Source organism: Chloroflexota bacterium, assembly GCA_014360905.1.
In the GTDB taxonomy this organism is placed as follows: Bacteria; Chloroflexota; Anaerolineae; order UBA2200; family UBA2200; genus JACIWX01.
Genome location: JACIWW010000014.1, coordinates 1 through 20,785, shown reverse-complemented (window position 1 = coordinate 20,785; position 20,785 = coordinate 1). Strand labels below are relative to the sequence as shown.

Below are 20,785 nucleotides of genomic sequence, written 5' to 3'. Positions count from 1 at the left end.
AGGTCAAGGAATGGATACGGAATGGGAATGTATGGAATGTGGATACCTTCATGAGGGGAAGAATCCTCCGCGCCGATGCCCCGATTGTGGCGCAGTAGGTGCTTGGGAGAAGGTAGAATACATCGAAGATTGGGACGAGGACGAAGACTTCGAAGAGGAATACGGGGAAGAGGAAGAAGAGGAATAGACCCCGAACATAGTCAAGTAGCGAAGGCTGTCTGCGAGGACAGCCTTTTGCTTTTTATTCCGCTGTTACTGACTTCGCTCTATCAATGGATGTTGACCTGGCTCAACCCCAATGATATAATATCAGCACCAAATCGCATCGGGCAGTGAGGAAGATCACCATGACATTGCGTTTGTACTACCACGATGCCTACCGCACCGAATTCGATGCACAGATAATGCGTGCCATACCGGGCAAAAAAGGTACCACAGGGATCATCCTAGATCAAACCTGTTTCTACCCCACTTCCGGCGGACAGCCATGTGACCATGGCACGCTGGACTCTCAACCTGTTTTCGACGTGGTTGAAGAAGATGGGGAAATTGTGCACTGGATTGCAGGAGAGATCGCGGAGCCATTCGTTCACGGCCGCATCATTTGGCTACGCCGCTTCGACCACATGCAGCAACACACTGGCCAACATATCCTGTCGCAGGCTTTTTTGAGGCTCCTCGGTGCACAGACCGTCTCCTTTCACCTCGGTGAGGAGATCTCTACTATTGACCTGGATCGCGCCATCCTCGAAGCCGACGAGGCCGAAAAGGTCGAGGACCTGGCGAATGAGATTGTTTTTGCTAACCGACCCGTATTGACCCGTTTCGTGTCACCGGAGGAAGTGGCCACGCTTGAACTGCGCAAAGTCCCTGCAGTGGAAGCGAACATTCGCATTGTAGAAATAGAGGGATTCGATCGCTCACCCTGTGGCGGCACACACTGCGCCCGCACAGGCGAAGTAGGCCCCATCGCCATCCGCAAGTGGGAGCGGCGTGGTCAGGAAAGCCGTGTAGAATTTGTCTGTGGTTGGCGTGCTTTGCATGATTACCGTTGGAAAACAGCCACAGTCAACGAATTGGCGCTGGCTTTCAGCGTGAAGGATCGCGAACTCGCTGCAGCGGTGCTCCGTCTAATGCAGGAAGCATCCGAGAACCGCCGTGAGTTACATCGCCTGCAGGAGGAATTATTGGCTGCCGAAGCAGCCAAACTGCTTGCGGAAGCAACACCGTGGAATGATATCTCTATTGTGGTACGCTCCTTTCAAGAGCGCGAGCCTCAGGAAGTACGAAAACTAGCTTCTCTCCTAACTGCGGGTGACAAACAGATCGCTTTGCTGGGCATATCCGGAAAACAGGCTCGATTGGTCTTTGCTCGCAGTCAAGACCTGCCGACCGATATGGCAATTCTACTGAAAAAGACGTGTGCCTCTTTCAGGGGAAGCGGCGGTGGGCAATCGCATATTGCGCAAGGAGGAGGCTTCCCAGGAGATAGAGTAGGCGAAGCTTTGGAATGGGCTTATCAGACTCTAATCTCAGAATGATGACCTATCAAAAGCTCATCCCCCATGGCAGCGAGGTCATTATCATCGCATGACCTGCTGGGTTTTCTGCCTGTAAATTGATTTTCATCACAAGATGAAGGAATCACCATGCAAGAGATAGCCAAGGGAATATACTTTGAGGATAGCTACCGTTCAGGCAATGTGGGCTGCGTGGTCACTGAAGAAGGGGCAGTGCTCATTGATTGCCCGATGCTGCCCAAGGATGCCTGGGACTGGCTGAAGAAGATTGCTTCTAAAACGAAAAAAGGGGTTGCCTTCCTTATCAACACAGACTACAAAGTAGAGCGCATTCTCGGCAATTGCTTCTTCCCAGCCAATGTCACTATCGCTCATCAACAAACTTGGGCAGAGGTACAACGCTATGATGAGGCGTTCCTACAACGTTACCTCACTCACCAGAAAGATCATTCTTTCAGCACCGTAGCTGACCTGATTAAAGCACGCATCGTACTACCCGAACTCACCATGACCAGAGATATGACTCTATACAAAGGTGAGCGCGTTTTTCATTTGATTTACGCTGGAGGGCACACCCCCGCGAGCATCATGGTTCACCTGCCACAGGAACGCATCCTTTTCACTGGTGATGTGGTTGTCAACGGAGAACATCCGTCCCTTGCCCAAGCAGACACGATGAACTGGTTGCATGCCTTGGAAATGATACGCAAAATGGAAAATGTGGAGATGATTGTGCCTGGCTTTGGCGAGCCTTGCGAGCCCTCAGTTACAGAAGTGCTCACGGACTATATTGTCAAAATGCGCGAACGAGTGCATGAATGTTTCCGCAATGGCTATACCCGGCGTGAAACGGTGGACCGGGTTAGGATGCAGGACTTTTTCAGCATACCACCAGCGCGTCGTGAGGCAATCGAACGGCGCATTAGAAGCAGCGTTGAACACGTATACGACGAATTCAAGAAAGCAGCAGAAAAGAAGCGCCACTGAAGTCATCCTGGGGGAACTCGCTCTTTGCATGAGACGTCCTCTATCTGACGACATCATCTACGACTCAGGAGTATGTGATCATGCGCAAAGCCTTGTTATTTCTCCTACTGTTCGCCATCGGTGTATCCATGATTGTGAATGGTTTTGGCACATTACTGCAAGTGCTACGTTAGCGCACAGCAAATTCATGCACGGTCAAACAATCAATAACTTGCGAGAGTTAGTCGGGACGAAAAAGTAAGCACCACTCTCAGATACCAGCAAAAGGAGCAGTACACTGTGCCGACAACACAAAAGAACCCTATTGCTCATGTCCTTCGGGGCATACGTACCATTGGCTTTAGACGGACTGTCCAATCCGCCCTCTATCCACTGCGCCGCATCTACTATGAAGCCAAGTTCAGCACGGGTGATGACCGCGGCTCTGTGCTGCGTGGACTTGCTGGCTTGATTGCTGCGCTTCGTAGGCCAACTACAGAAGCGCCATTGCATGCTCAGGATTTCGTGCTGCTTGGGGATGTCCTCTCCCACTGCCAGGAAAAGCAAACGGTACAGATCCACTGCCAAAACGCTGTGCTCGAGATTACCATCCTGGCTGCAGACCTGGTACGTGTACGGGTGAGCCCAACCGGCAACTTTGCACCGCTCAACTCGTATGCAGTGGCGAAACCAGATAGAGAGTGGCTGCCAGTCCCCTACACGCTGCTGGAGACAGAGAAAGATATCGAGATACGTACCGAGCGCATATCATGCCGCATTGTGAAACAACCCTGCCGCTTATCTTTCTACGATGCGCAGGGGCAGCTTATCCACGCGGATACCGCTGGCCTAGGTTGGCAAGGGAGCAAGGTCGCTCGCTTTGCTAGGCTTGCACCCGATGAGCACATCTATGGCTTGGGAGAGAAAGCCTTTCCACTAGACCGACGCGGACATAGTTATGTCATATGGAACATTGACCCGCAGAACTATGGCCCCGCTGATGAGCCTATCTACCTCAATATCCCATTCTACATTGGATGGCAAGATGGACAGGGCTATGGCATTTTCTACGACAACAGTTATCGTGCACGTTTCGACGTTGGCGAAAGCCAGCCTAATGAGATAATCTATCAGGCAGATGGTGGCGAACTGTGCTATTATTTCTTCTTCAGCCCGTCTTTCACTACTATTCTAGAGCGTTACACAGAGCTAACAGGCCGCATGTCCCTTCCACCGCTATGGGCACTTGGCTATCATCAGAGCCGTTGGAGTTATTATCCCGATGCAAGAGTGCGGGAGATTGCACGCCTTTGTCGGGAGCATCGCATTCCCTGCGACGCCATCTACCTAGATATCCACTACATGGATGGTTATCGCTGCTTCACCTGGGATCCAGTACGTTTCCCAGATCCTTCCGCACTGCTGGCTGATTTGCACAACCAGGGCTTCAAAGTGGTAGTGATCATTGATTGTGGCATCAAAGCAGACCGCCATTACTCTGTATGCAGCGAGGGACTTGCCAAAGGCTTGTTCTGCACCTATCCAGATGGCTCGCCCGCTGGTGGACCAGTATGGCCAGGCGAATCCTACTTTCCTGATTTCACCAATCCTCGTGTCCGCGAGTGGTGGGGAAACCTTTATGCTTCACTAGTGCAGGCAGGCGTGGATGGTATCTGGAACGATATGAACGAGCCTACCATCACCGGCCCGAAAGGCGATACCCTAGCTGGCTGCGTGCGCCACGATTGGGAAGGACAGGGAACGGATCATCGCCAGGCACACAATGTATACGGCATGCAGATGGTTCGTGCCACCGCAGAGGGGCTGCAGCGTTTGCAGCCCGACCAGCGCCCCTTTGTGCTCACTCGTTCTGGTTGGGCTGGGGTGCAGCGCTATGCGCTTTCCTGGACTGGTGACAACCTAAGTACTTGGGAACACTTGCGCCTGACCATGCCCATGGTGATGGGGTTAGGACTCTCTGGGTTGGCTTTTACCGGCGCCGATGTTGGGGGATTTTCTGGCGGGGCAGATGCGGAATTGCTCGTGCGCTGGATGCAGATGGGCACCTTTCTGCCCTTTTTCCGCAACCATGCTTCCCTTTGGAGTCGCGCCCAGGAGCCTTGGACTTACGGGGAGCCATACCTGAGCCTGAACCGCAGTGCCATCGAGTTGCGCTATCGCTTGTTGCCCTATCTATATACGGCCACCTGGCAATGCGCACAAAGCGGATTGCCCATCGCTCGCCCCTTGGTGCTGTCCTATCCCGAGGACACGCGCACCTACTCGCTCGACGATGAATTCCTCTGCGGGGATGCGCTGCTTGTCGCCCCTATCTGCATACCGCAGACAACCTCCCGCCAGGTCTATTTGCCGGCAGGGGAGTGGTTTGACTTCTGGACCGATGAGCGGCATGGAGGACCGAAGACCATGGCTGTTTCGGCCCCACTGGAACGCATCCCTGTGTTCGTGCGCGCTGGTACCGTACTGCCCACCTGGCCCCTTATGCAGCATACGGACGAACGCCCTGTGGATCAGCTCATCCTGCACGTCTATCCGGGTGACGGGAGGAGCTGGCTCTACGAGGATGATGGCCACAGCCTGGCATATCAGCGCGGCGAATACCGAATAACCACTTTTGAATGCCAGCGCAGGAGAGAGGGTGCCCTGAGCATCACCCGCTATGTGCAGGGACTATACCGCCCTGACTACTCCCGCTGGGAATGGCATGTTCACAGCTTGCCTCATCCACCCAAGCAAGTGCTAGCCGATGGCAAGCCTGTGTCAAATTGGTTATGGGATGAAGTCAGCCATACCTTGCACTTCGAGAGCGGTGAGGTGCATACGATGGGAATAGATTAGTCTCTTTTCAGCACATCCAGCGCGTGTTCCACCACGTTCTCTACCGTAAAGCCATACTTCTGGAACAGCACCTTGTACGGCGCTGATGCGCCAAAGCACTCGATGCTCAGCACGGTGCCTCTCTCCCCGACATAACGGCACCAGCCTTGAGCAACACCGGCTTCAATCGCCAACCGTGCCGTAATGTGTGGAGGCAGCACTGCCTCCCGGTACTCCTGTGGTTGCGCCTCGAACAACTCCCAACTGGGCATGCTCACAACCCGTGTCCCAATACCCTGTTGCTCCAGCCTCTTCTGTGCCTCTAGTGCCAGCGAGACCTCAGAGCCCGTAGCAATTAGGATGAGATCCACGTTGCCTGAGCCTGCATCAGCCAAAACATACGCGCCTAGCGCCAAGCCATCCGCCGCGGCGTATGTGCTACGGTCTATGATGGGCAATTTCTGCCGACTCAGAGCAAGTGCCACTGGTCCGGTGCGATGCTGTAATGCCACTTTCCAGGCCACGACAGTCTCTGTAGCATCCGCTGGGCGGATTACAGTGAGATGGGGCATCGCGCGCAAAGAGGCCAAGTGCTCCACCGGCTGATGCGTGGGCCCATCTTCGCCTAAGCCGATGCTGTCATGGGTGAAGACATAGATTACGGGCAATTCCATCAATGCCGCTAGGCGTATGGCCGGGCGCATGTAATCAGAGAAAACGAGAAATGTGCCTCCATAGGGTCTGAGCCCGCCATGCAAAGCCATGCCGCTCAGAATGGCTCCCATGGCGTGTTCGCGCACACCGAAATGCAGATTGCGCCCACCGCGATTGGCAGCCTGAAAATTTCCCATGCCAGCCAGATAGGTCAAATTGGACGGAGCCAGGTCGGCTGAACCCCCCACCAATTCCGGGATATGTGGGGCCAGAGCATTCAGCACTTTGCCCGAAGCCTCGCGGGTGGCTACAGGTCCTGTCGATGGGTCAAAGTTGGGGAGATGCCTCTCCCAACCCTCGGGAAGCTCGCCGCGCATAACGCGCCGCCACTCTGCAGCCAACTCTGGATAGGCATTTTCATAGGCAGCAAACCGAGCCTGCCATGCCGCTTGCGCGGCAGAGCCCGTCTCCAAGGCACGGCGGAAGTGAGCCAATGCCGCTTCGGGGATATAGAAAGGCTCATCAGTAGGCCAACCAAGCGCCTTCTTGGTCAGTCGGATCTCTTCCTCACCTAGAGGTGCGCCGTGAGCCTCTGCCGTATCCTGCTTGTTGGGGCTGCCATAGGCAATATGCGTACGAGCAATGATTAAGGAGGGGCGTTCTAGCTCAGCCTGCGCAGCGCGCAAAGCGGCCTCCAAAGCGTTCACGTCATTGCCATCTACCCGTTGCACATGCCATCCATAGGCTTCAAAACGACGGGCCACATTTTCAGTAAAAGCCAAATCAGTGGAGCCCTCAATAGTAATTTTGTTGTCATCATAGAGGTAAATCAATTTGCCCAGACGCAAATGCCCTGCCAGAGAAGCGGCTTCCGACGCCACCCCCTCCATCAAATCGCCATCGCTGACAATGGCATAGGTATAATGGCCTACGATCGTATGCCCTGGGCGATTGAAGTGTGCTGCCAACATGCGTTCAGCGATGGCCATGCCTACGCCAGTGGCAAAACCCTGCCCTAGCGGGCCAGTGGTGGTCTCCACACCCGGCGTCCTGCCGTACTCGCTGTGTCCGGGCGTGCGGCTTCCCCATTGACGGAACTGTTTCAATTCGTCAAGAGGCAAATCATAGCCAGTCAGATGCAGCAAGCTATAGAGCAGCATGCAGCCATGACCTGCTGAGAGCACAAAACGGTCGCGGTCTGGCCAGGTTGGATCGGCTGGATTGTGCTTGAGAAAGCGCGTCCAAAGTACGTAAGCCATTGCTGCCGCTCCCATGGGCATGCCTGGATGGCCTGACTTGGCCTTTTCCACTGCATCCATGGACAGAGTGCGAATGGTGTTAATGCACAGCTGGTCTAGATCGAGATCTTGCATAGTTGGTATCCCCTTTCGATATTGAGCAATGTATGTTATTGTGCTAGTCCACAGTATAGGCCAGAAGCATACTTTTCGTTGCTTCGCAATGCTGAAGTCACACCGTGATGGATTCGCCCCTCGCTAAGACCTTGAGCATTAGGGTGGCATAACTGCCAGGCGGCAGGATGAATGAAATCGTCCGCTTGTAGCGGTTCGGTGTTGCGTCATCGCTCTTCATCTCACCAACGGTCGCCTCACTGGGAAAAGCCAACAATGAACGGACACCGCGTGGCAAATATGCTCGATGTAGCAGACGAGACTTGAGATCCTCACGACGGATGCCCTCCTCAGCCAAAATGGCTTCACTGATGGCTGCTATTTTGGGATCAGTTGTGACCATGCGATGATGAAACAGTGGCACGCGTACTGCCTTCAATTGCTCCAGATACATCCCTGGTAATTCGTCATGGAATGGCAACAGCTCACCAGCCACGCTCAACTGGCCGCTAAGCTGTACGTTACCCTCATCTCGAAGAGCGCACAAGTAGCGTGCCGCCAGGCGATTCCACAGCAGGCTTGTGTATGCTGCCAGGTATAAGGAAAGCACGCGCGGCGTGACCAAATTCAACGCCTTGCGATAGTCCTGCGGGTGATCCACCAAGAAAGTCAAGACGCTGCGGAAATTGGAAGGTTTCGGTGCCTCTTTTAGCAGTTCTGCCCATTCACCCCAATGATGCTGCACTTTTGCCTTGAACGTCCGCACCTGAGGTGGATCTCCCGCAAACGGTTCTGCCAAATGGGCACGCAATGCGCCTTCTGCGTCGCGCAAAAGAATGCGTTTGCCTGCCCAATCTTGGCCTGCAGCATACGAACCAAACCGTTGCTCATCAAAGTAGTTGGGGAAACCAAAGCGCTGCACACGTGCCACCCGCCCGGGAATGTCCGCAGCCTGTTTCGGCGATAAATCCCTCAAGACAATGGTAAAGCGGTTGCCGATGAGGTCCCGCGGTGAAAGAGGACGTACGCTCATCCCTACTCGCTCGACACGGAATCCCGCTCCTTGTACTTGAGACGGGTGGCTTCCCTTCACTGTGCCATATTGTGTAGCCTGGGCATTCTTATCCTTCAGCGCCGGAAACGCTACAGCTGAACGAGGCACCCCCAATAGAGAAGCTAGCTGCGTTTGGGCTTGCAGAGTGGTAATCCCACGCTTGTACAGACGATATAAGGTATACACACCATCGGGTTGAATCGGCAGAACGATTATTTCCTCGACGATGAAATCCTCTAGAGAAGATTTAATGCGCATGCCAAGAGGCTCCTCTCTTACACCAGCCAAGCATTGTCACTGGTAGAGCACGATACTGGGTCATTTGCAGTCCTGTCTAACAGCCCCCGCTGCCTAAGGCCAGGACAATGTACACCATTCGCCCTAAGGCGATGCTCATCGAAGACGAAGGCTGAGCAGTTTTCCAAAGGCACATAGGAATCCACAATGCGCATTGGTGCAGGTAAATGGGTATAACCGCGCTTCTGCAATTCTCGAGTCACACTAGGTGGGCAGAATTCCTCAACAGGTTGTACGGCTTTATGAGCTGTGCAGCGCCCCTGGGTCCAGTCATCACCATGCATCAGGCCACTATCTGCCTTGAAATGGAGACAGTGACGACAGGAATCGAGGCGGAAGTCACATCTTGGGCAAGCAGTGGGACGTTTGCGCACTGTCAGGCGTCTGCTTGGGTCAAGGGCCCAGGCTTGCTCTATTTCCGCCCCACAAAGTGGGCAGCGCAGGTTATCCACTTTTTGCAAGCCAAGCCGTCGCGCCTCCTTCATCTGCAAACGAGAGCGCTCTGCAGAAGGTAGGTATTGCACTCGTTCCTGATACCAATAAACCTGCGGACGCAACAGAGCAGCAATAGCCAGACGGAATGCCGCAGTGTGGTTGACTCCCAGATGACGCGCATCGCTATATGCTAGCCCACCAGTCAGTACCAACCAGAGTACAGCCAAAACGATTACCCATCCAATGAAATTCATCGTCATTCATCCGATACGACGGGCAAGAGCATCCAAATAGAGCTCAGTGCGAAAGCCCGTGTTCAGCCTGTCGGCATGGATTATAGCATACGTGCAGGAATATGACATGCAAGGGCCATAGTTGTTTTGTGCAAATCCCCTATCGCTAGTAAAATATTACTTATGGCGAGGCTACAACCCATCGCGATAGAAGCAGTCCGCGCGGCAATGCAGCTTCCGCTTCCTGGACGTGCAGCGCAACAAACCATGGCCGTTCGTCCGCGGCCGGGGGATCAGCCAGACCTGCCCAATCCATGCCCGCGCGAAGGCGCTGTCCTGGCGCTGCTGTATGAAAAAGAGGGCAGTCTTGTCCTGCCCCTTACCTGCCGCACGCAGACAGTGGAATTGCACAAAGGGCAGATCTCCCTGCCAGGTGGTGCGCGCGAACCTCAGGATGAGACTTTCGCAGATACTGCGCTGCGCGAAACTTGCGAGGAATTGGGCATCCCCGAACAAGCCATCGAAGTGTTAGGAGCGCTTACGCCATTGTATATCCCATCCAGTCGCTTCTGCGTGTACCCTTATGTCGGCTATGCCAAGCAAGCCTTCTCCCTGCGGCCTGACCTAAACGAAGTGACGGAGGTTATCGAGGTTCCTCTGGATCTTCTGCTCGAACCTTCGACACGGCGGGTGGAAACGCACTTTCGCGATAACCAGAGATTTGAAGTCCCCATTTATCAAGTTGCTTCATACAAAGTCTGGGGAGCTACCGCGATGATCCTCGCTGAATTCCTCACTCTGCTGGAAATGGCTCAATCTCTCACAAAATCCTAGTTGCCTGCAAAAGATGCTGCTCTCCAGGCACGCATCCCAATCAGAGGTCTTACAGGGAAGCCAAATAGCGGTCCAACTCCCACGGCGTGACTTGGATGCGATATTCATCCCATTCGAGGCGCTTTACATCCAGATAACGGCGGAATGTGTGTTCACCCAATGCCTCTGCGATGACTTGATCCCGCTCCAGTTCCTGCAGCGCTTCTTCCAAAGTGCCCGGCAGCGAAGCGATCTCGTGCGAGCGCAACTGCAGTGAATCGAATTCATAGACATTCTCTTCAACCGGTGGCGGAGGCATCAGGTCACGGCGAATGCCATCCAAACCAGCCACCAACATTGCTGCAAACGCCAAGTAGGGATTAGCGCTGGGATCGGGGCAGCGCAATTCGCAGCGCGCGGAGTGCTGCGCCATGCCAGGCAGAGGAGCAGGGATGCGGATCAACGCCGAGCGGTTAATCCGTCCCCAGCAGATGTACACAGGAGCCTCATAACCTGGAACTAACCGTTTGTATGAATTCACCGTGGGTGCCACGATTGCAGCCAGAGCACGGGCGTGTGCCATTTGCCCGGCAATGAAATTGTAGGCCAACCGCGACAAATAGTAGGGGTCATCGGGATCATAGAAGGCATTGCGCCCGTCCAAGGTGTATAGGCTCTGATGGGTATGCATCCCTGAACCATTCACACCAAACAGGGGTTTGGGCATGAATGTGGCATAAAGGCCCTGGCTCTGAGCAACTGCTTTGATCGTGTAGCGCAAAGTAACCACAGCGTCAGCGCTTGCCAAGGCATCCGTATAACGGAAATCAACCTCATGCTGTCCTGGTGCAACTTCATGATGTGTAGCCTCTACCTCAATGCTCATTGCCTGCAAGTCCAACGCTATCTGATTGCGCACTTGAGAGGCAAGATCTCGGGGCGAGAAGTCGAAATAACTACCTACGTCTTGAGGAACTGGGCTCGGCTTGCCATCCAATTTGAACAAAAAGAATTCCACTTCAGGCCCGGTATTGTATGTGAATCCCATCTCTCGTGCTTGGGATAAAGCTCGTTTGAGTATATGGCGAGGATCTCCCGCAAACGGTTGCCCCTCTGTGTCATACACATCGCAAATAAGCCGCGCTGTCCGCTCATGCTCAGCAGTCCAGGGCAATACACTGTAGGTGCCAAAGTCGGGATGAAGGATCATATCGCTTTCGCAGATTCGTGCAAAGCCCTCGATAGATGACCCATCAAAATTGATCCCGTGCTCTAGCGCCGCTGCTAACCTATTCACCGGAATAGTCACATTCTTGACCGTGCCAAAGAGATCGGTAAATTGCAGGCTGATGAAAGACACGCGGTCTGCCTCTGCCCTAGCCATAATCTCCTTTGCTCGTTCGTCCATTTTACCTCCAATCATCCCCAAAAATAGAAACGGCGACCCCATCTTTGAGATCACCGTTGCTCTTGCGCCTTTAGGTCCACAATGGCCTTTGAACTTGCTGTCTATGGCAATTTATTATGCCTCATGCACCATAAAATGCCAAATCATTCCCTAGCCTCTGCGCCTCCTCAGCACATACCAGCCAGCGAGACAAATAAAGCCCACGACTGTCATTGCGTTACGCAGCATTTCTAACCACGACCAAGGGACAATGGGTTTGCTCACCTTGATGATCTTGGTTCGATACCAGACACCTGGTTCCTTGCCAACGACCGGAGCCGCCCCTGAAGCCTGCTTCCAGGCGAAAAGCAAATCAATAGATACAGGTTGTGGACCGACAATTCGAGGCGTGACCTGCCATGACCACGCAAGCGAACCTGCTGGATCCTCCAGTATTTGCTCCTGTGGGGAACAGTTGACCACTTCGAAAGTGGGTGCGGTCAATTGGGCATCCACGCTCAGCACATAAAGGTGTGCGGGATTTATCACCGCGGTTTTTGTGGCTGGACGAAATACTACGGTGATGGAATAGGGCGTGTTGACATCCATCTGCTCACGCCAGTGCACTTCTACTACGCGCGGAGAAAATGTGGGAAGCGGTGTAGGGCTGGCGGTGCGCGTAGGTATAAGAGTTGGGGTACCAGTAGGTGTGTTTGTGGGCGTGTGTGTTGGAGTGGGTGTCACGCTAGGTGTTGGCGTCGCCGTTGCCGTAGGGGTGGGTAGGGCAAGTTCGTACTTGATGACCAATCTAGGTCGGTAATCAACAGTCGAGTGCTCGCTGGAAAAGAAGATGTGGTGCGATGGCCACTGGTACTCCAAGATCTTGAGGATCAAACCATAATTCTGATCAGGGTCGCGCAGCCATTCCTGGATGATGCCGATGAGATTGATCTCCAGGAACCCTGGCACCTCCTTCTCCTTCGCTTCGACTCGAGGCTCCGCATCGCGGTCCAAGGCCCCATCTGCCCCAGGCCCTTGCCAAGGCGTATTCCAGGTCACAGTACAGGCATCCCACTCACGCCGGGGTTGGTAAATGCCGATCTCTGTACCAGCTTGTCCCTGAATTGAATAGAGGAATAAGGTAGCCTCGTGAATATGCGATTCGCTATTGAGCCCAACCACCGTTTCCGGTAATTTGGTGAGATCAAACCGGATCAAAGTCGCGGCTTTGTTGGTAGCGGCGACATATAATGAAGCAGTATTACAGAAATTGCTGTCCGGCAGGTAATAGTAGATATACGTATCTGTACACCCTGTGTAGCCATCGAGTCCCTGCTGCAGGGTAGCAACAGAGGGCTTGCCTGCTGGAACATATGAAGTCGCAGTCGGAGATGCATCAGCGGCATAAGCAATGGAAGGTTCCTCAGTGGGCAATGGCAATTCCAGAATATCTGGATCCACCGGAAAGACTTCTACGATCGTCTCACCGCGCAGCACAGAAACTGCAGCGGTTAGAAGAAGAGCCAAGGCCAAAGCAATGAGGCCTACCACTAGTAGCAATCGCGGCATGAAGTTGGTCTCCTCAAAAAGGCTATATAGCACGTAGCCGATTATATGTCAGCAGTGACAAATTGGCAAAATGATTTTGACTGCTTGCTCCTTCTATGCCATAATACACCAGAAGTTCTCAATGGAGCAACGCTGATGCACAGATGGATAAAGCAATCCCATCAATTAACCTCCCCCAGAGGAATCTCAACAAGCGCACTGCTCTGCTTGCTTCTCCTCTTCGTGAGTGTGGCCTGCGCGAAGCAGTACGATACAGAGCATCTCTATACACTGGGCCAGACAGCCGAGATAGATGACTGGTTGGTCACGGTGCACAGTTTTTCCATCTTGCCGGCCGACCAATGGCATCAGCCGCAAGAAAGCCAGGTTCTCTGCGCTGTTGAGCTAACGTTGCAGAACAACAGCCGACAGATTCGTTATATCATGCCTGAGAAACAGATGATGTTGCTCGATAGAAACAACCATGCCTATGTCTTGGATTCAAGCGCTAGCGTGATGGCTGGGCGCTTGCACAACTGGTTTGTCCCCCAAGGCGGGTTTGACGCTGGGCAGAAGGTCTATGGAGCTGCTGCCTACCAGGTCCCTGCCAACGCTCAACACATTCGTTGGGTCTTCCGTAGCGGACTCTTGCCGTGGTCAGGCAGCGTGACTTTTGTACTGGGGGATTTGTCTAAACAGTGAAGTGTGAAACATAAGAGTCAACATTGACAGACGAGTTTGCAACGTGAATATCGTTCATCAATTTGTGACAAAACGCCCTTCATTTATCGAAGCAGTGCTCAATCTGCTTTTTCCACCCCATTGTGTAGCCTGTAGCAAAGATGGGTACTGGCTATGTCCTAATTGCATTGACCAGATCCTGTTCTTCGAGCCACCCTGGCCCGCCTTTCTGGAAGAAACACGGCCCATGCAGAGCGTACGAGCAGCTGCCCAACTGAGCGGTCCACTGCGCGAAGCCATCCATAGCTTCAAGTACAAAGGCTGGCGCGTTCTAGCCAACACATTGGGCGAAATCCTGTATAACTGTTGGAATGTAGAGCCATGGCCCGTAGATGTGATCGTGCCGGTGCCTTTACATGCCCAACGCCTGCGCGAGCGTGGCTATAACCAATCCGCACTCTTAGCAAGGGAACTGGCTCGCCATACCACATTACCCGTTGCTGAGCGCACCTTGTTGCGCATCCTCCCCACTCCGCCACAGGTTGGATTGAATGCAGCACAAAGAGCTGAGAACGTGCGCGACGCTTTCCGCTGTGTTAACGACAGTCTCAATGGGATGAACGTGTTGCTCGTGGACGACGTGCTCACAACAGGCGCAACGCTGCGCGCCTGCGCACAGGCGCTGCTGCGAGGGAATGCGCACGCCGTATGGGGTTTAACACTTGCCCACGAGTAAGGAATCCCTTTCCTCACCGAACAAGCCAGATTTAGTGAACAAGATTTGTCAGCAAGGACAGAAATCTATTATCTCTGGCAAGCCTCGAATAGAACCACACTATAAAGACTAGTTAACTTTGTCAATCTAGGCATTTAGTATTACAATATTGTATCTATTTTGCTGAAAAGAGTTCTGCAGTATTTTTCCATATCAGCTAATTGATGAATAGGAGTTACATGATACCAACTTTACCCATCCAAGTAAATTGCCCCAATTGTGGCACAAGATACGTTGCTCAAGTACAAAGCATCGTGGATGTGGGCCAAGAGCCTCGACTCAAAGCCTTGCTTCTGCGTGGGCAATTGAACACAGTCATTTGCCCTTCGTGTGGCACACCCGGCGTTGTGAACGCTCCTCTGCTCTACCATGACCCCGCGAAGGAGCTTCTTCTGCTATTTATCCCGCCAGAACTGAACTTACCTATGGCGGAACGCGAGCGGCTTACAGGCAATCTAGTAAATGCCCTGATGAGCACCGTTCCGCCAGAAGAGCGCAAGGGCTACTTCCTGAGCCCACGCACTGTGCTCACCAGGCAAGGCTTGATAGACGAAATTCTCCAGGCCGACGGCGTGACCAAGGAAATGATCGAGAAGCAGCGTAAGAAGAATCGTCTCCTGCAGGACCTACTGAATGCATTGGACGATGAAGAACAATTGCGGGCATTGATTGAGCAGAACAAAGCGGATATTGACTATCCATTCCTCCTAATCTTGGCTGCGGCTGCCGAGAGCAGCGCTGTGGCCGGTCAACAGCAGGTCACAGAAAAACTGCTGCAACTACGCGATGTGTTGCTAGAACGCGTACCAATTCTGCTGCCAGAACCCTTGCCGATGGATACACCCACAGCAGTGGTTGTAGATAGGCTGGTAGCAGCCAAAGATAAAGAAACCCGGTGGGCTCTTGTTGTGTATAACCGACCTTTGTTGGACTATGCTTTCTTCCAGGAGTTAACGAGGCGCATCGAAAAGGCTGCTCCAGACGAGGCCGAGGCATTGCGCAAGTTGCGCGATGAACTGCTCGAAATGACGGAACAATTGGATCGAGAAGCGCAAGCAGTGCGCGAGAGCAAGATTCAATTGCTTCAGGAGGCTCTGAATAGCCCGGACCCAGCCAGTGTTCTGCGCGAGAAACGAGAAGAGCTTGATGCTCTCTTCCTAGCCATTTTAGGTACAGCTCTGCGCAATGCTCAGCAAGAAGGATCGGTGGAGCAAGCAAAACACCTGGCAGAAATCAATGAGATCGTGCGCACTATCTTGCAAGAAGCACTGCCAGCCGAATTGCGGCTGGTAAACGAGTTGGTTTCGACAGACTACCCAGAGGGAACGCAGAAGCTTTTGGAAGAGCGCCGAGCAGAATGGGATGCAGATTTCCTGGAGATTCTGCAAGCGCTAGCCGAAGATCTGGAAGCACAAGAGCGAACCGAAGCGGCGCAGCGTTTGCGGAACATACAGGCACAAGCAGAAGCCATTCTCCATCGTCCGGCCAGCCAGCCCGCTGTGCCGTGAGCAATCGTGGCGGAAGAACGATAAAAACCCCGCTTTCCCAAAGAAAGCGGGGTTCCTACTTGCTTGGCAATCCACTCTTTTACCCTATGCTCCCCAAGTGATGAGTCTTAGCTCAAAGGGATTGGACAAATCGCCGTGGCGGGGCAAAACGCGTACAGTGTACCCGCGTCGTCCACTGCTTCGGAATTGCACTTTAGCGGCAAATAAGGACAAGCCCTTTTCCATCCCCACATAGGACATGGGAATGGCTTGACCTTCTCCAATTTCCTGATCCATGTTCAGAGCCCCTTCGTACAGCTCTACTGAAACATCATCTGGGGTCAAGTGACTCAGGTTCACGCTTGTACGCACTTCCAGCTCAGTTCCGACTGCAATCTCGTCAGAAGCATCCGTCTCTATGCCCACAATCCGTATCTCTGGCCAATGCTGAACCACATAGGCTTTCCATTCTGCTAAACGCCTGGCACGGGCGAATTTGTCCGCAGTTAAGCGCTGATAGCGGCTATCCGCAGGCTGGTAGAGTTGCTCCATATACTCCATAGCCATGCGATTTGTATTGTATTTAGGGATAATAGTTCGCATCGCATTCTTCATGCGACGAATCCAATCACGTGGCAATCCATCCGGCCCACGAGTATAGAATAGTGGCACGATCTCCTTTTCAAGCAGGTCGTAGATGGCGTTCGACTCTACTTCGTCCTGATAATCCAGGTCTTGGTACACTTCGCCCCGTCCGATCGCCCAACCGATATCTGGCTGATAGGCCTCAGCCCACCATCCATCCAGCACACTGAGGTTCAACACGCCATTCGCCGCTGCTTTCATGCCACTTGTACCACTTGCTTCCTGCATCAGGCGGGGATTGTTCAACCACAAATCTACTCCCTGCAGCAGGTAACGTGCCACATTCAGATCATAATCCTCGATGAAAACAACATTCGTCAATCCATTGCGCCGTGTTAAGTGGATCAACTGGCGGATCAGTTCTTTGGCTGGATTGTCTTGTGGGTGAGCCTTACCGGCAAAAATGACTTGCACGGGACGTTCCTGATCCCCCAGGATTCGCGCTAGCCGCTCAGGATGGCGCAGCAGCAGAGTGGGGCGTTTGTATACTGCCATGCGACGCGCAAAGCCGATGGTGAATGCCTCTGGATTGAGCACTTCCGCAGCGCGTGCAACCTCAGCCGGCGAAGCTCCACGCTCTTCTAACTGTGCACGCAGCCGACGACGGGTGAAAGCAACCAGACGCACCCTTCGCCTTTCATGCAGACGCCACAGCTCCTCGTCGGGGATCTCTTCCACTGCTTCCCATATGGTCTGATCGGCTGGTCGTTCCCGCCAGTTCAGGCCCAAATAACGGTCAAAGAGACTGGCCATGTCTTGCGAAATCCAAGAACGCGTGTGAATACCATTGTTAATGGAGATAATAGGCACTTCCCATTCGGGTACTCCTGGCCAGATATTCTGCCACAACCTACGCGAGACTCTACCATGCAAGCGACTGACCGCATTGCTTTGCGCTGCTAGACGCAAAGCAAGGATAGCCATATTCAATGGCTCATCCTGGTTTGAAGAATTCAGTCGTCCCAGCGCTAGGAAGTCAGATCGTGAAATCCCCAATGCATCGTAGTAAGACCCCAGGTACTTATCAATGAGATTGGGAGCAAAGAGATCAATTCCTGCCGGTACCGAGGTGTGAGTAGTGAAAACACAACCCGCACAGACCACCTCTTTTGCCTCAGCAAAGGTCAGACCGCTTTCATTCACCAACTGTCGTATGCGCTCGATTGCCAGGAACGCAGAGTGTCCTTCGTTCATGTGACAGACACGGGGCTTGATACCCAAGGCCTGTAACGCTTTCAGTCCCCCTATCCCAAGCATAATCTCCTGGCTGATGCGCATCTCGCCATCACCACCGTACAACTGATGGGTGATACGCCGATCTTCAGCGCGATTCTGTGGGACATTCGTATCTAAGAGATAGAGTGCTACCCTGCCTACTTGTACACGCCAAACTTGTGCGCTCACACGTCGCCCAGGGTAATCTACTTCAATCGTTACTGGTACTCCATTGCGTTTTTCGAGCTGCACCGGCATCATGTAAAAGTCATTGTCCGGATAGAGTTCGCCTTGCCAGCCATCCGCATTGAGATACTGCCGAAAATAACCTTGCTGGTACAGCAAACCTACTGCAACCAACGGCAGCCCTAAATCGCTGGCTGATTTAAGATAGTCACCAGCCAGTACTCCCATACCTCCAGAGTAAATAGGCAAGCACTCTGTGAATCCAAATTCCAAACAGAAATAGGCTATAAAGGGATCAGGGGGTGGCCCATGATTTTTGCGGTACCAGGTATTCGAAGCAGTCAGGTAGTGTTGAAAATCAGAGGAAACGCGCTCCAGATGAGCAAGGAATCCATCGTCACTTGCTGCGCTGTTGAGACGATCTTGGTCAATCATTCCCAGCATACGTACGGGATTGTGACCGGAGGCTTCCCATCCCTCGCGATCCAAACGGCGGAATAGTTCGATCGCCTCTGGATTCCAGGTCCACCATAAATTGTAAGCCAACTCCTTCAGCGCCTTAAGGGCTGGGGGCAACGAAGGAACAACATTGAACAGGAACATTGGCCGCATAAAACGAATCCCCTTTGATCCAAAATTCTTTCATAAAGCTAACAGTGTCACTACTCTTTCGTGGCACCTTGTCGCCAGACAATGAAATCGCGCAGGCTAGAACCACCAATGAACTCGCGTAGGATGGAATTAAATGGGATGAGCTCTGTTGGGAAAGGCAGGAACCAGCGTAGCAAAGCCAACAGACGACGTGCCTCCCTGTACTCTGGGACATTGGGATCAATCTGGAAGAGCAATGGCTCTGCCATGGGTTTCAGCGCAGATAGCTCGTAGGCCAGCGCTGAATTGAACATCACATCTGCGTGCTCTTGATATGGGAAGATCCAGCGCTTCTCACCATTGCGCACGCTTTCCCAGCGACAGATTGTTTCCAATGCAGAGTACCCACGTTCGCGGGCATCGCGCACGATGCGCCGAATAAGACGAGTTTCTGTGGTAGGCACACGGTTATAGTGATCTAGGTTCAGTTGCGTCAATGCAGAAACGTAGATACGGTAGATACGCTCTCTAGGCACGCCAGGCACCAAATCGGGATTTAGCCCGTGAATGCCCTCCAATAAGATGATGTGATCCTCGCTGAGCTTCAACCATTCGCCTTCTTCCTGCTTGCCAAGCGGAAAATTATAGCGGGGCAGCCGTACTTCCTGTCCGGCCAACAACTTGAGCATTTGCGTGTTGAGCAGGTCCAAGTCCACCGCCCACAAATGCTCAAAATCGTACTGGCCCTGTTCATCCAGGGGCGTGTTCACTCGGTCCACAAAGTAGTTATCCAACTCTATGGTCACAGGACGCAGACCATTGGCCAACAACTGGATAGCCAGGCGCTTGGAAAACGAGGTCTTCCCCGACGCAGAGGGTCCCGCGATCAACACCAAGCGTACGGTATCTCGTCGCTTGGCGATTTCTGTGGCAATTTGAGCAATCCGCTGCTCATGCAAGGCTTCCGAAACCAATGCTACCTCGCTAGCACGACCAGCACTCAGAGCATCGTTTAGTTCACCCACGTCCCTGATGCCTAACACACGTAACCAATGGCCATATTCACGGAAAACTGCCACAAGTTTCGGATAATCCACGACCGGCTGCAACACTGTGGGTTGCTCATGGCGCGGATAACGCAGGATAAAGCCATTGGAGTAGTATTGCAGTGCAAAGTGGCGCAAATAGCCGGTGGAGGGCACCATGTAGCCATGGAAATAATCATCCACGTCGTACAAACGGTAGAGGGTAACGTAATCCTTCTGCCGATAGCGCAGCAGGCGCACTTTATCGTCCTGGCCGCGAGATTGGAACAGAGCACGTGCCTCCTCTAGTGGCACGCGCCGTTTGCGGATGGGGACATCCTCAGCAACAATTTCCCTCATCCGTTGCTCGAGCAGAGCTACTTCTTGCGGTGTGAGCGGGGCACGACCTTGCACTTCGCAAAAAAGCCCACCAAAAGTCAGCGAGTGATCCACATAGACCTGCACGCCCGGGAATAGCTGATGCGCAGCAACCACGAGGACGAAGGTCAGCGAACGACGGTATATGCGCATGCCATCGCTGTCGCCAATGGAAACAGGAGTCACTTCTGCATCACGCATTAGCGGCTGAGTTAACTCACATAGTTTGTAACGATCAACCACCGCGGCCACAATAGGTACTGAATCTTCGTTGTACGCCGCTCGAATAAAGGATTCCAAAGATGTACCCACCGGCGCTTCAAAGATGCGCCCATCTGGGAAGCGCACCTGGACCGTCTCGCGAGGTCGAGCAGGTCGTGGCCATCGTCCCTGCCTTGCTATCGAGACCTTTTCTACAATTTGAACCGAGCCTTCACGTTGAACCATATCCCCTTTACAGTATAGCACCCTTATAAGTTATTGAGCGTGCCCTATCTTAGGACAGAAAGTAATAGCACTGATAAAACGCATTGATGCAGCGAACGAGTATAGCACAAATCATCTTCAAAAGCAAAGTCAGTGCGCTTGCGCCAACAGATCGTTACCAGGTGGTACAGGCGATTTTGACAAAAGGGGGTGCTCCTGTGGTAAAAGAATTGTGGAAACAACTGCACCAGGAGGAGCACCGCCTATGGCCGATCTGGC

15 protein-coding genes are annotated in these 20,785 nt (G+C 53.1%); 8 read left to right on the top strand and 7 right to left on the bottom strand.

Annotated features, from left to right (window positions below):
• The first annotated feature begins 10 nt into the window (after nucleotides 1-10).
• The 4 genes from H5T67_07345 to H5T67_07330 all read left to right on the top strand — a co-directional run bounded on the left by H5T67_07345 (nucleotide 11) and on the right by H5T67_07330 (nucleotide 5,345).
• Entirely contained in the window at nucleotides 11-187 is a 177-nt protein-coding gene (locus H5T67_07345) for a hypothetical protein (protein MBC7245135.1), read from the top strand.
• A gap of 160 nt (nucleotides 188-347) precedes the next feature.
• Nucleotides 348-1,541, top strand: a complete 1,194-nt coding sequence (locus H5T67_07340) for an alanyl-tRNA editing protein (protein ID MBC7245134.1) — start codon at nucleotides 348-350, stop codon at nucleotides 1,539-1,541.
• 108 nt (nucleotides 1,542-1,649) lie between these two features.
• Nucleotides 1,650-2,507 (top strand): MBL fold metallo-hydrolase, encoded by an 858-nt coding sequence (locus tag H5T67_07335; GenBank protein ID MBC7245133.1) that lies wholly within the window; start codon nucleotides 1,650-1,652, stop codon nucleotides 2,505-2,507.
• Between the two features lie 279 nt (nucleotides 2,508-2,786).
• The gene (locus H5T67_07330; protein MBC7245132.1) at nucleotides 2,787-5,345 is read left to right on the top strand and encodes a DUF4968 domain-containing protein; all 2,559 of its coding nucleotides are present in this window, start codon (nucleotides 2,787-2,789) and stop codon (nucleotides 5,343-5,345) included.
• Here the strand turns inward: H5T67_07330 and tkt are convergent.
• From tkt to H5T67_07315, 3 genes are all read right to left on the bottom strand, one after another.
• Nucleotides 5,342-7,351, bottom strand: coding sequence for a transketolase (tkt, locus tag H5T67_07325; protein ID MBC7245131.1), 2,010 nt, complete (start codon nucleotides 7,349-7,351; stop codon nucleotides 5,342-5,344). The two genes, H5T67_07330 and tkt, sit on opposite strands and share 4 nt — an antisense overlap.
• 97 nt (nucleotides 7,352-7,448) lie before the next feature.
• Complete coding sequence (gene truD / locus H5T67_07320) at nucleotides 7,449-8,642, bottom strand: tRNA pseudouridine(13) synthase TruD (GenBank protein MBC7245130.1); 1,194 nt, start codon at nucleotides 8,640-8,642, stop codon at nucleotides 7,449-7,451.
• Between the two features lie 17 nt (nucleotides 8,643-8,659).
• The gene (locus H5T67_07315; GenBank protein ID MBC7245129.1) at nucleotides 8,660-9,370 is read right to left on the bottom strand and encodes a hypothetical protein; all 711 of its coding nucleotides are present in this window, start codon (nucleotides 9,368-9,370) and stop codon (nucleotides 8,660-8,662) included.
• 162 nt (nucleotides 9,371-9,532) lie between these two features.
• On the opposite strand from H5T67_07315, the gene H5T67_07310 reads away from it, so the two are divergent.
• A complete protein-coding gene (locus H5T67_07310) occupies nucleotides 9,533-10,183 on the top strand; it encodes a CoA pyrophosphatase (GenBank protein ID MBC7245128.1) in 651 nt (216 codons plus the stop codon).
• 49 nt (nucleotides 10,184-10,232) lie between these two features.
• Here H5T67_07310 and H5T67_07305 read toward each other — a convergent pair whose 3' ends face one another.
• Nucleotides 10,233-11,570 (bottom strand): glutamine synthetase, encoded by a 1,338-nt coding sequence (locus H5T67_07305; protein ID MBC7245127.1) that lies wholly within the window; start codon nucleotides 11,568-11,570, stop codon nucleotides 10,233-10,235.
• A 150-nt stretch (nucleotides 11,571-11,720) separates the two neighbouring features.
• On the bottom strand, nucleotides 11,721-13,118 hold the full coding sequence (locus H5T67_07300) for a DNRLRE domain-containing protein (GenBank protein ID MBC7245126.1): 1,398 nt from the start codon (nucleotides 13,116-13,118) through the stop codon (nucleotides 11,721-11,723).
• A gap of 135 nt (nucleotides 13,119-13,253) precedes the next feature.
• On the opposite strand from H5T67_07300, the gene H5T67_07295 reads away from it, so the two are divergent.
• The 3 genes from H5T67_07295 (at nucleotide 13,254) to H5T67_07285 (ending at nucleotide 16,061) form a co-directional block, all read left to right on the top strand.
• Nucleotides 13,254-13,799, top strand: coding sequence for a DUF4352 domain-containing protein (locus tag H5T67_07295; GenBank protein ID MBC7245125.1), 546 nt, complete (start codon nucleotides 13,254-13,256; stop codon nucleotides 13,797-13,799).
• A gap of 43 nt (nucleotides 13,800-13,842) precedes the next feature.
• Nucleotides 13,843-14,514 (top strand): ComF family protein, encoded by a 672-nt coding sequence (locus H5T67_07290; GenBank protein ID MBC7245124.1) that lies wholly within the window; start codon nucleotides 13,843-13,845, stop codon nucleotides 14,512-14,514.
• Nucleotides 14,515-14,732: 218 nt separating this feature from the next.
• On the top strand, nucleotides 14,733-16,061 hold the full coding sequence (locus H5T67_07285) for a hypothetical protein (protein ID MBC7245123.1): 1,329 nt from the start codon (nucleotides 14,733-14,735) through the stop codon (nucleotides 16,059-16,061).
• Nucleotides 16,062-16,145: 84 nt separating this feature from the next.
• On the opposite strand, the gene glgP is transcribed toward H5T67_07285, so the two are convergent.
• Nucleotides 16,146-18,698, bottom strand: coding sequence for an alpha-glucan family phosphorylase (gene glgP, locus H5T67_07280; protein ID MBC7245122.1), 2,553 nt, complete (start codon nucleotides 18,696-18,698; stop codon nucleotides 16,146-16,148).
• Between the two features lie 50 nt (nucleotides 18,699-18,748).
• Entirely contained in the window at nucleotides 18,749-20,527 is a 1,779-nt protein-coding gene (locus H5T67_07275; protein MBC7245121.1) for a nucleoside kinase, read from the bottom strand.
• Between the last annotated feature and the right edge of the window lie 258 nt (nucleotides 20,528-20,785).

Excerpts from the sequence above, each read along its gene's own strand:
- tkt (MBC7245131.1), bottom strand. The coding sequence starts at position 7,351 with ATGCAAGATCTCGATCTAGACCAGCTGTGCATTAACACCATTCGCACT.
- H5T67_07345 (MBC7245135.1), top strand. The coding sequence starts at position 11 with ATGGATACGGAATGGGAATGTATGGAATGTGGATACCTTCATGAGGGG.
- H5T67_07310 (MBC7245128.1), top strand. The coding sequence starts at position 9,533 with ATGGCGAGGCTACAACCCATCGCGATAGAAGCAGTCCGCGCGGCAATG.
- truD (MBC7245130.1), bottom strand. The coding sequence starts at position 8,642 with ATGCGCATTAAATCTTCTCTAGAGGATTTCATCGTCGAGGAAATAATC.
- H5T67_07285 (MBC7245123.1), top strand. The coding sequence starts at position 14,733 with ATGATACCAACTTTACCCATCCAAGTAAATTGCCCCAATTGTGGCACA.
- H5T67_07295 (MBC7245125.1), top strand. The coding sequence starts at position 13,254 with ATGCACAGATGGATAAAGCAATCCCATCAATTAACCTCCCCCAGAGGA.
- H5T67_07275 (MBC7245121.1), bottom strand. The coding sequence starts at position 20,527 with ATGGTTCAACGTGAAGGCTCGGTTCAAATTGTAGAAAAGGTCTCGATA.
- H5T67_07305 (MBC7245127.1), bottom strand. The coding sequence starts at position 11,570 with ATGGACGAACGAGCAAAGGAGATTATGGCTAGGGCAGAGGCAGACCGC.
- H5T67_07340 (MBC7245134.1), top strand. The coding sequence starts at position 348 with ATGACATTGCGTTTGTACTACCACGATGCCTACCGCACCGAATTCGAT.
- glgP (MBC7245122.1), bottom strand. The coding sequence starts at position 18,698 with ATGCGGCCAATGTTCCTGTTCAATGTTGTTCCTTCGTTGCCCCCAGCC.
- H5T67_07300 (MBC7245126.1), bottom strand. The coding sequence starts at position 13,118 with ATGCCGCGATTGCTACTAGTGGTAGGCCTCATTGCTTTGGCCTTGGCT.
- H5T67_07335 (MBC7245133.1), top strand. The coding sequence starts at position 1,650 with ATGCAAGAGATAGCCAAGGGAATATACTTTGAGGATAGCTACCGTTCA.
- H5T67_07315 (MBC7245129.1), bottom strand. The coding sequence starts at position 9,370 with ATGAATTTCATTGGATGGGTAATCGTTTTGGCTGTACTCTGGTTGGTA.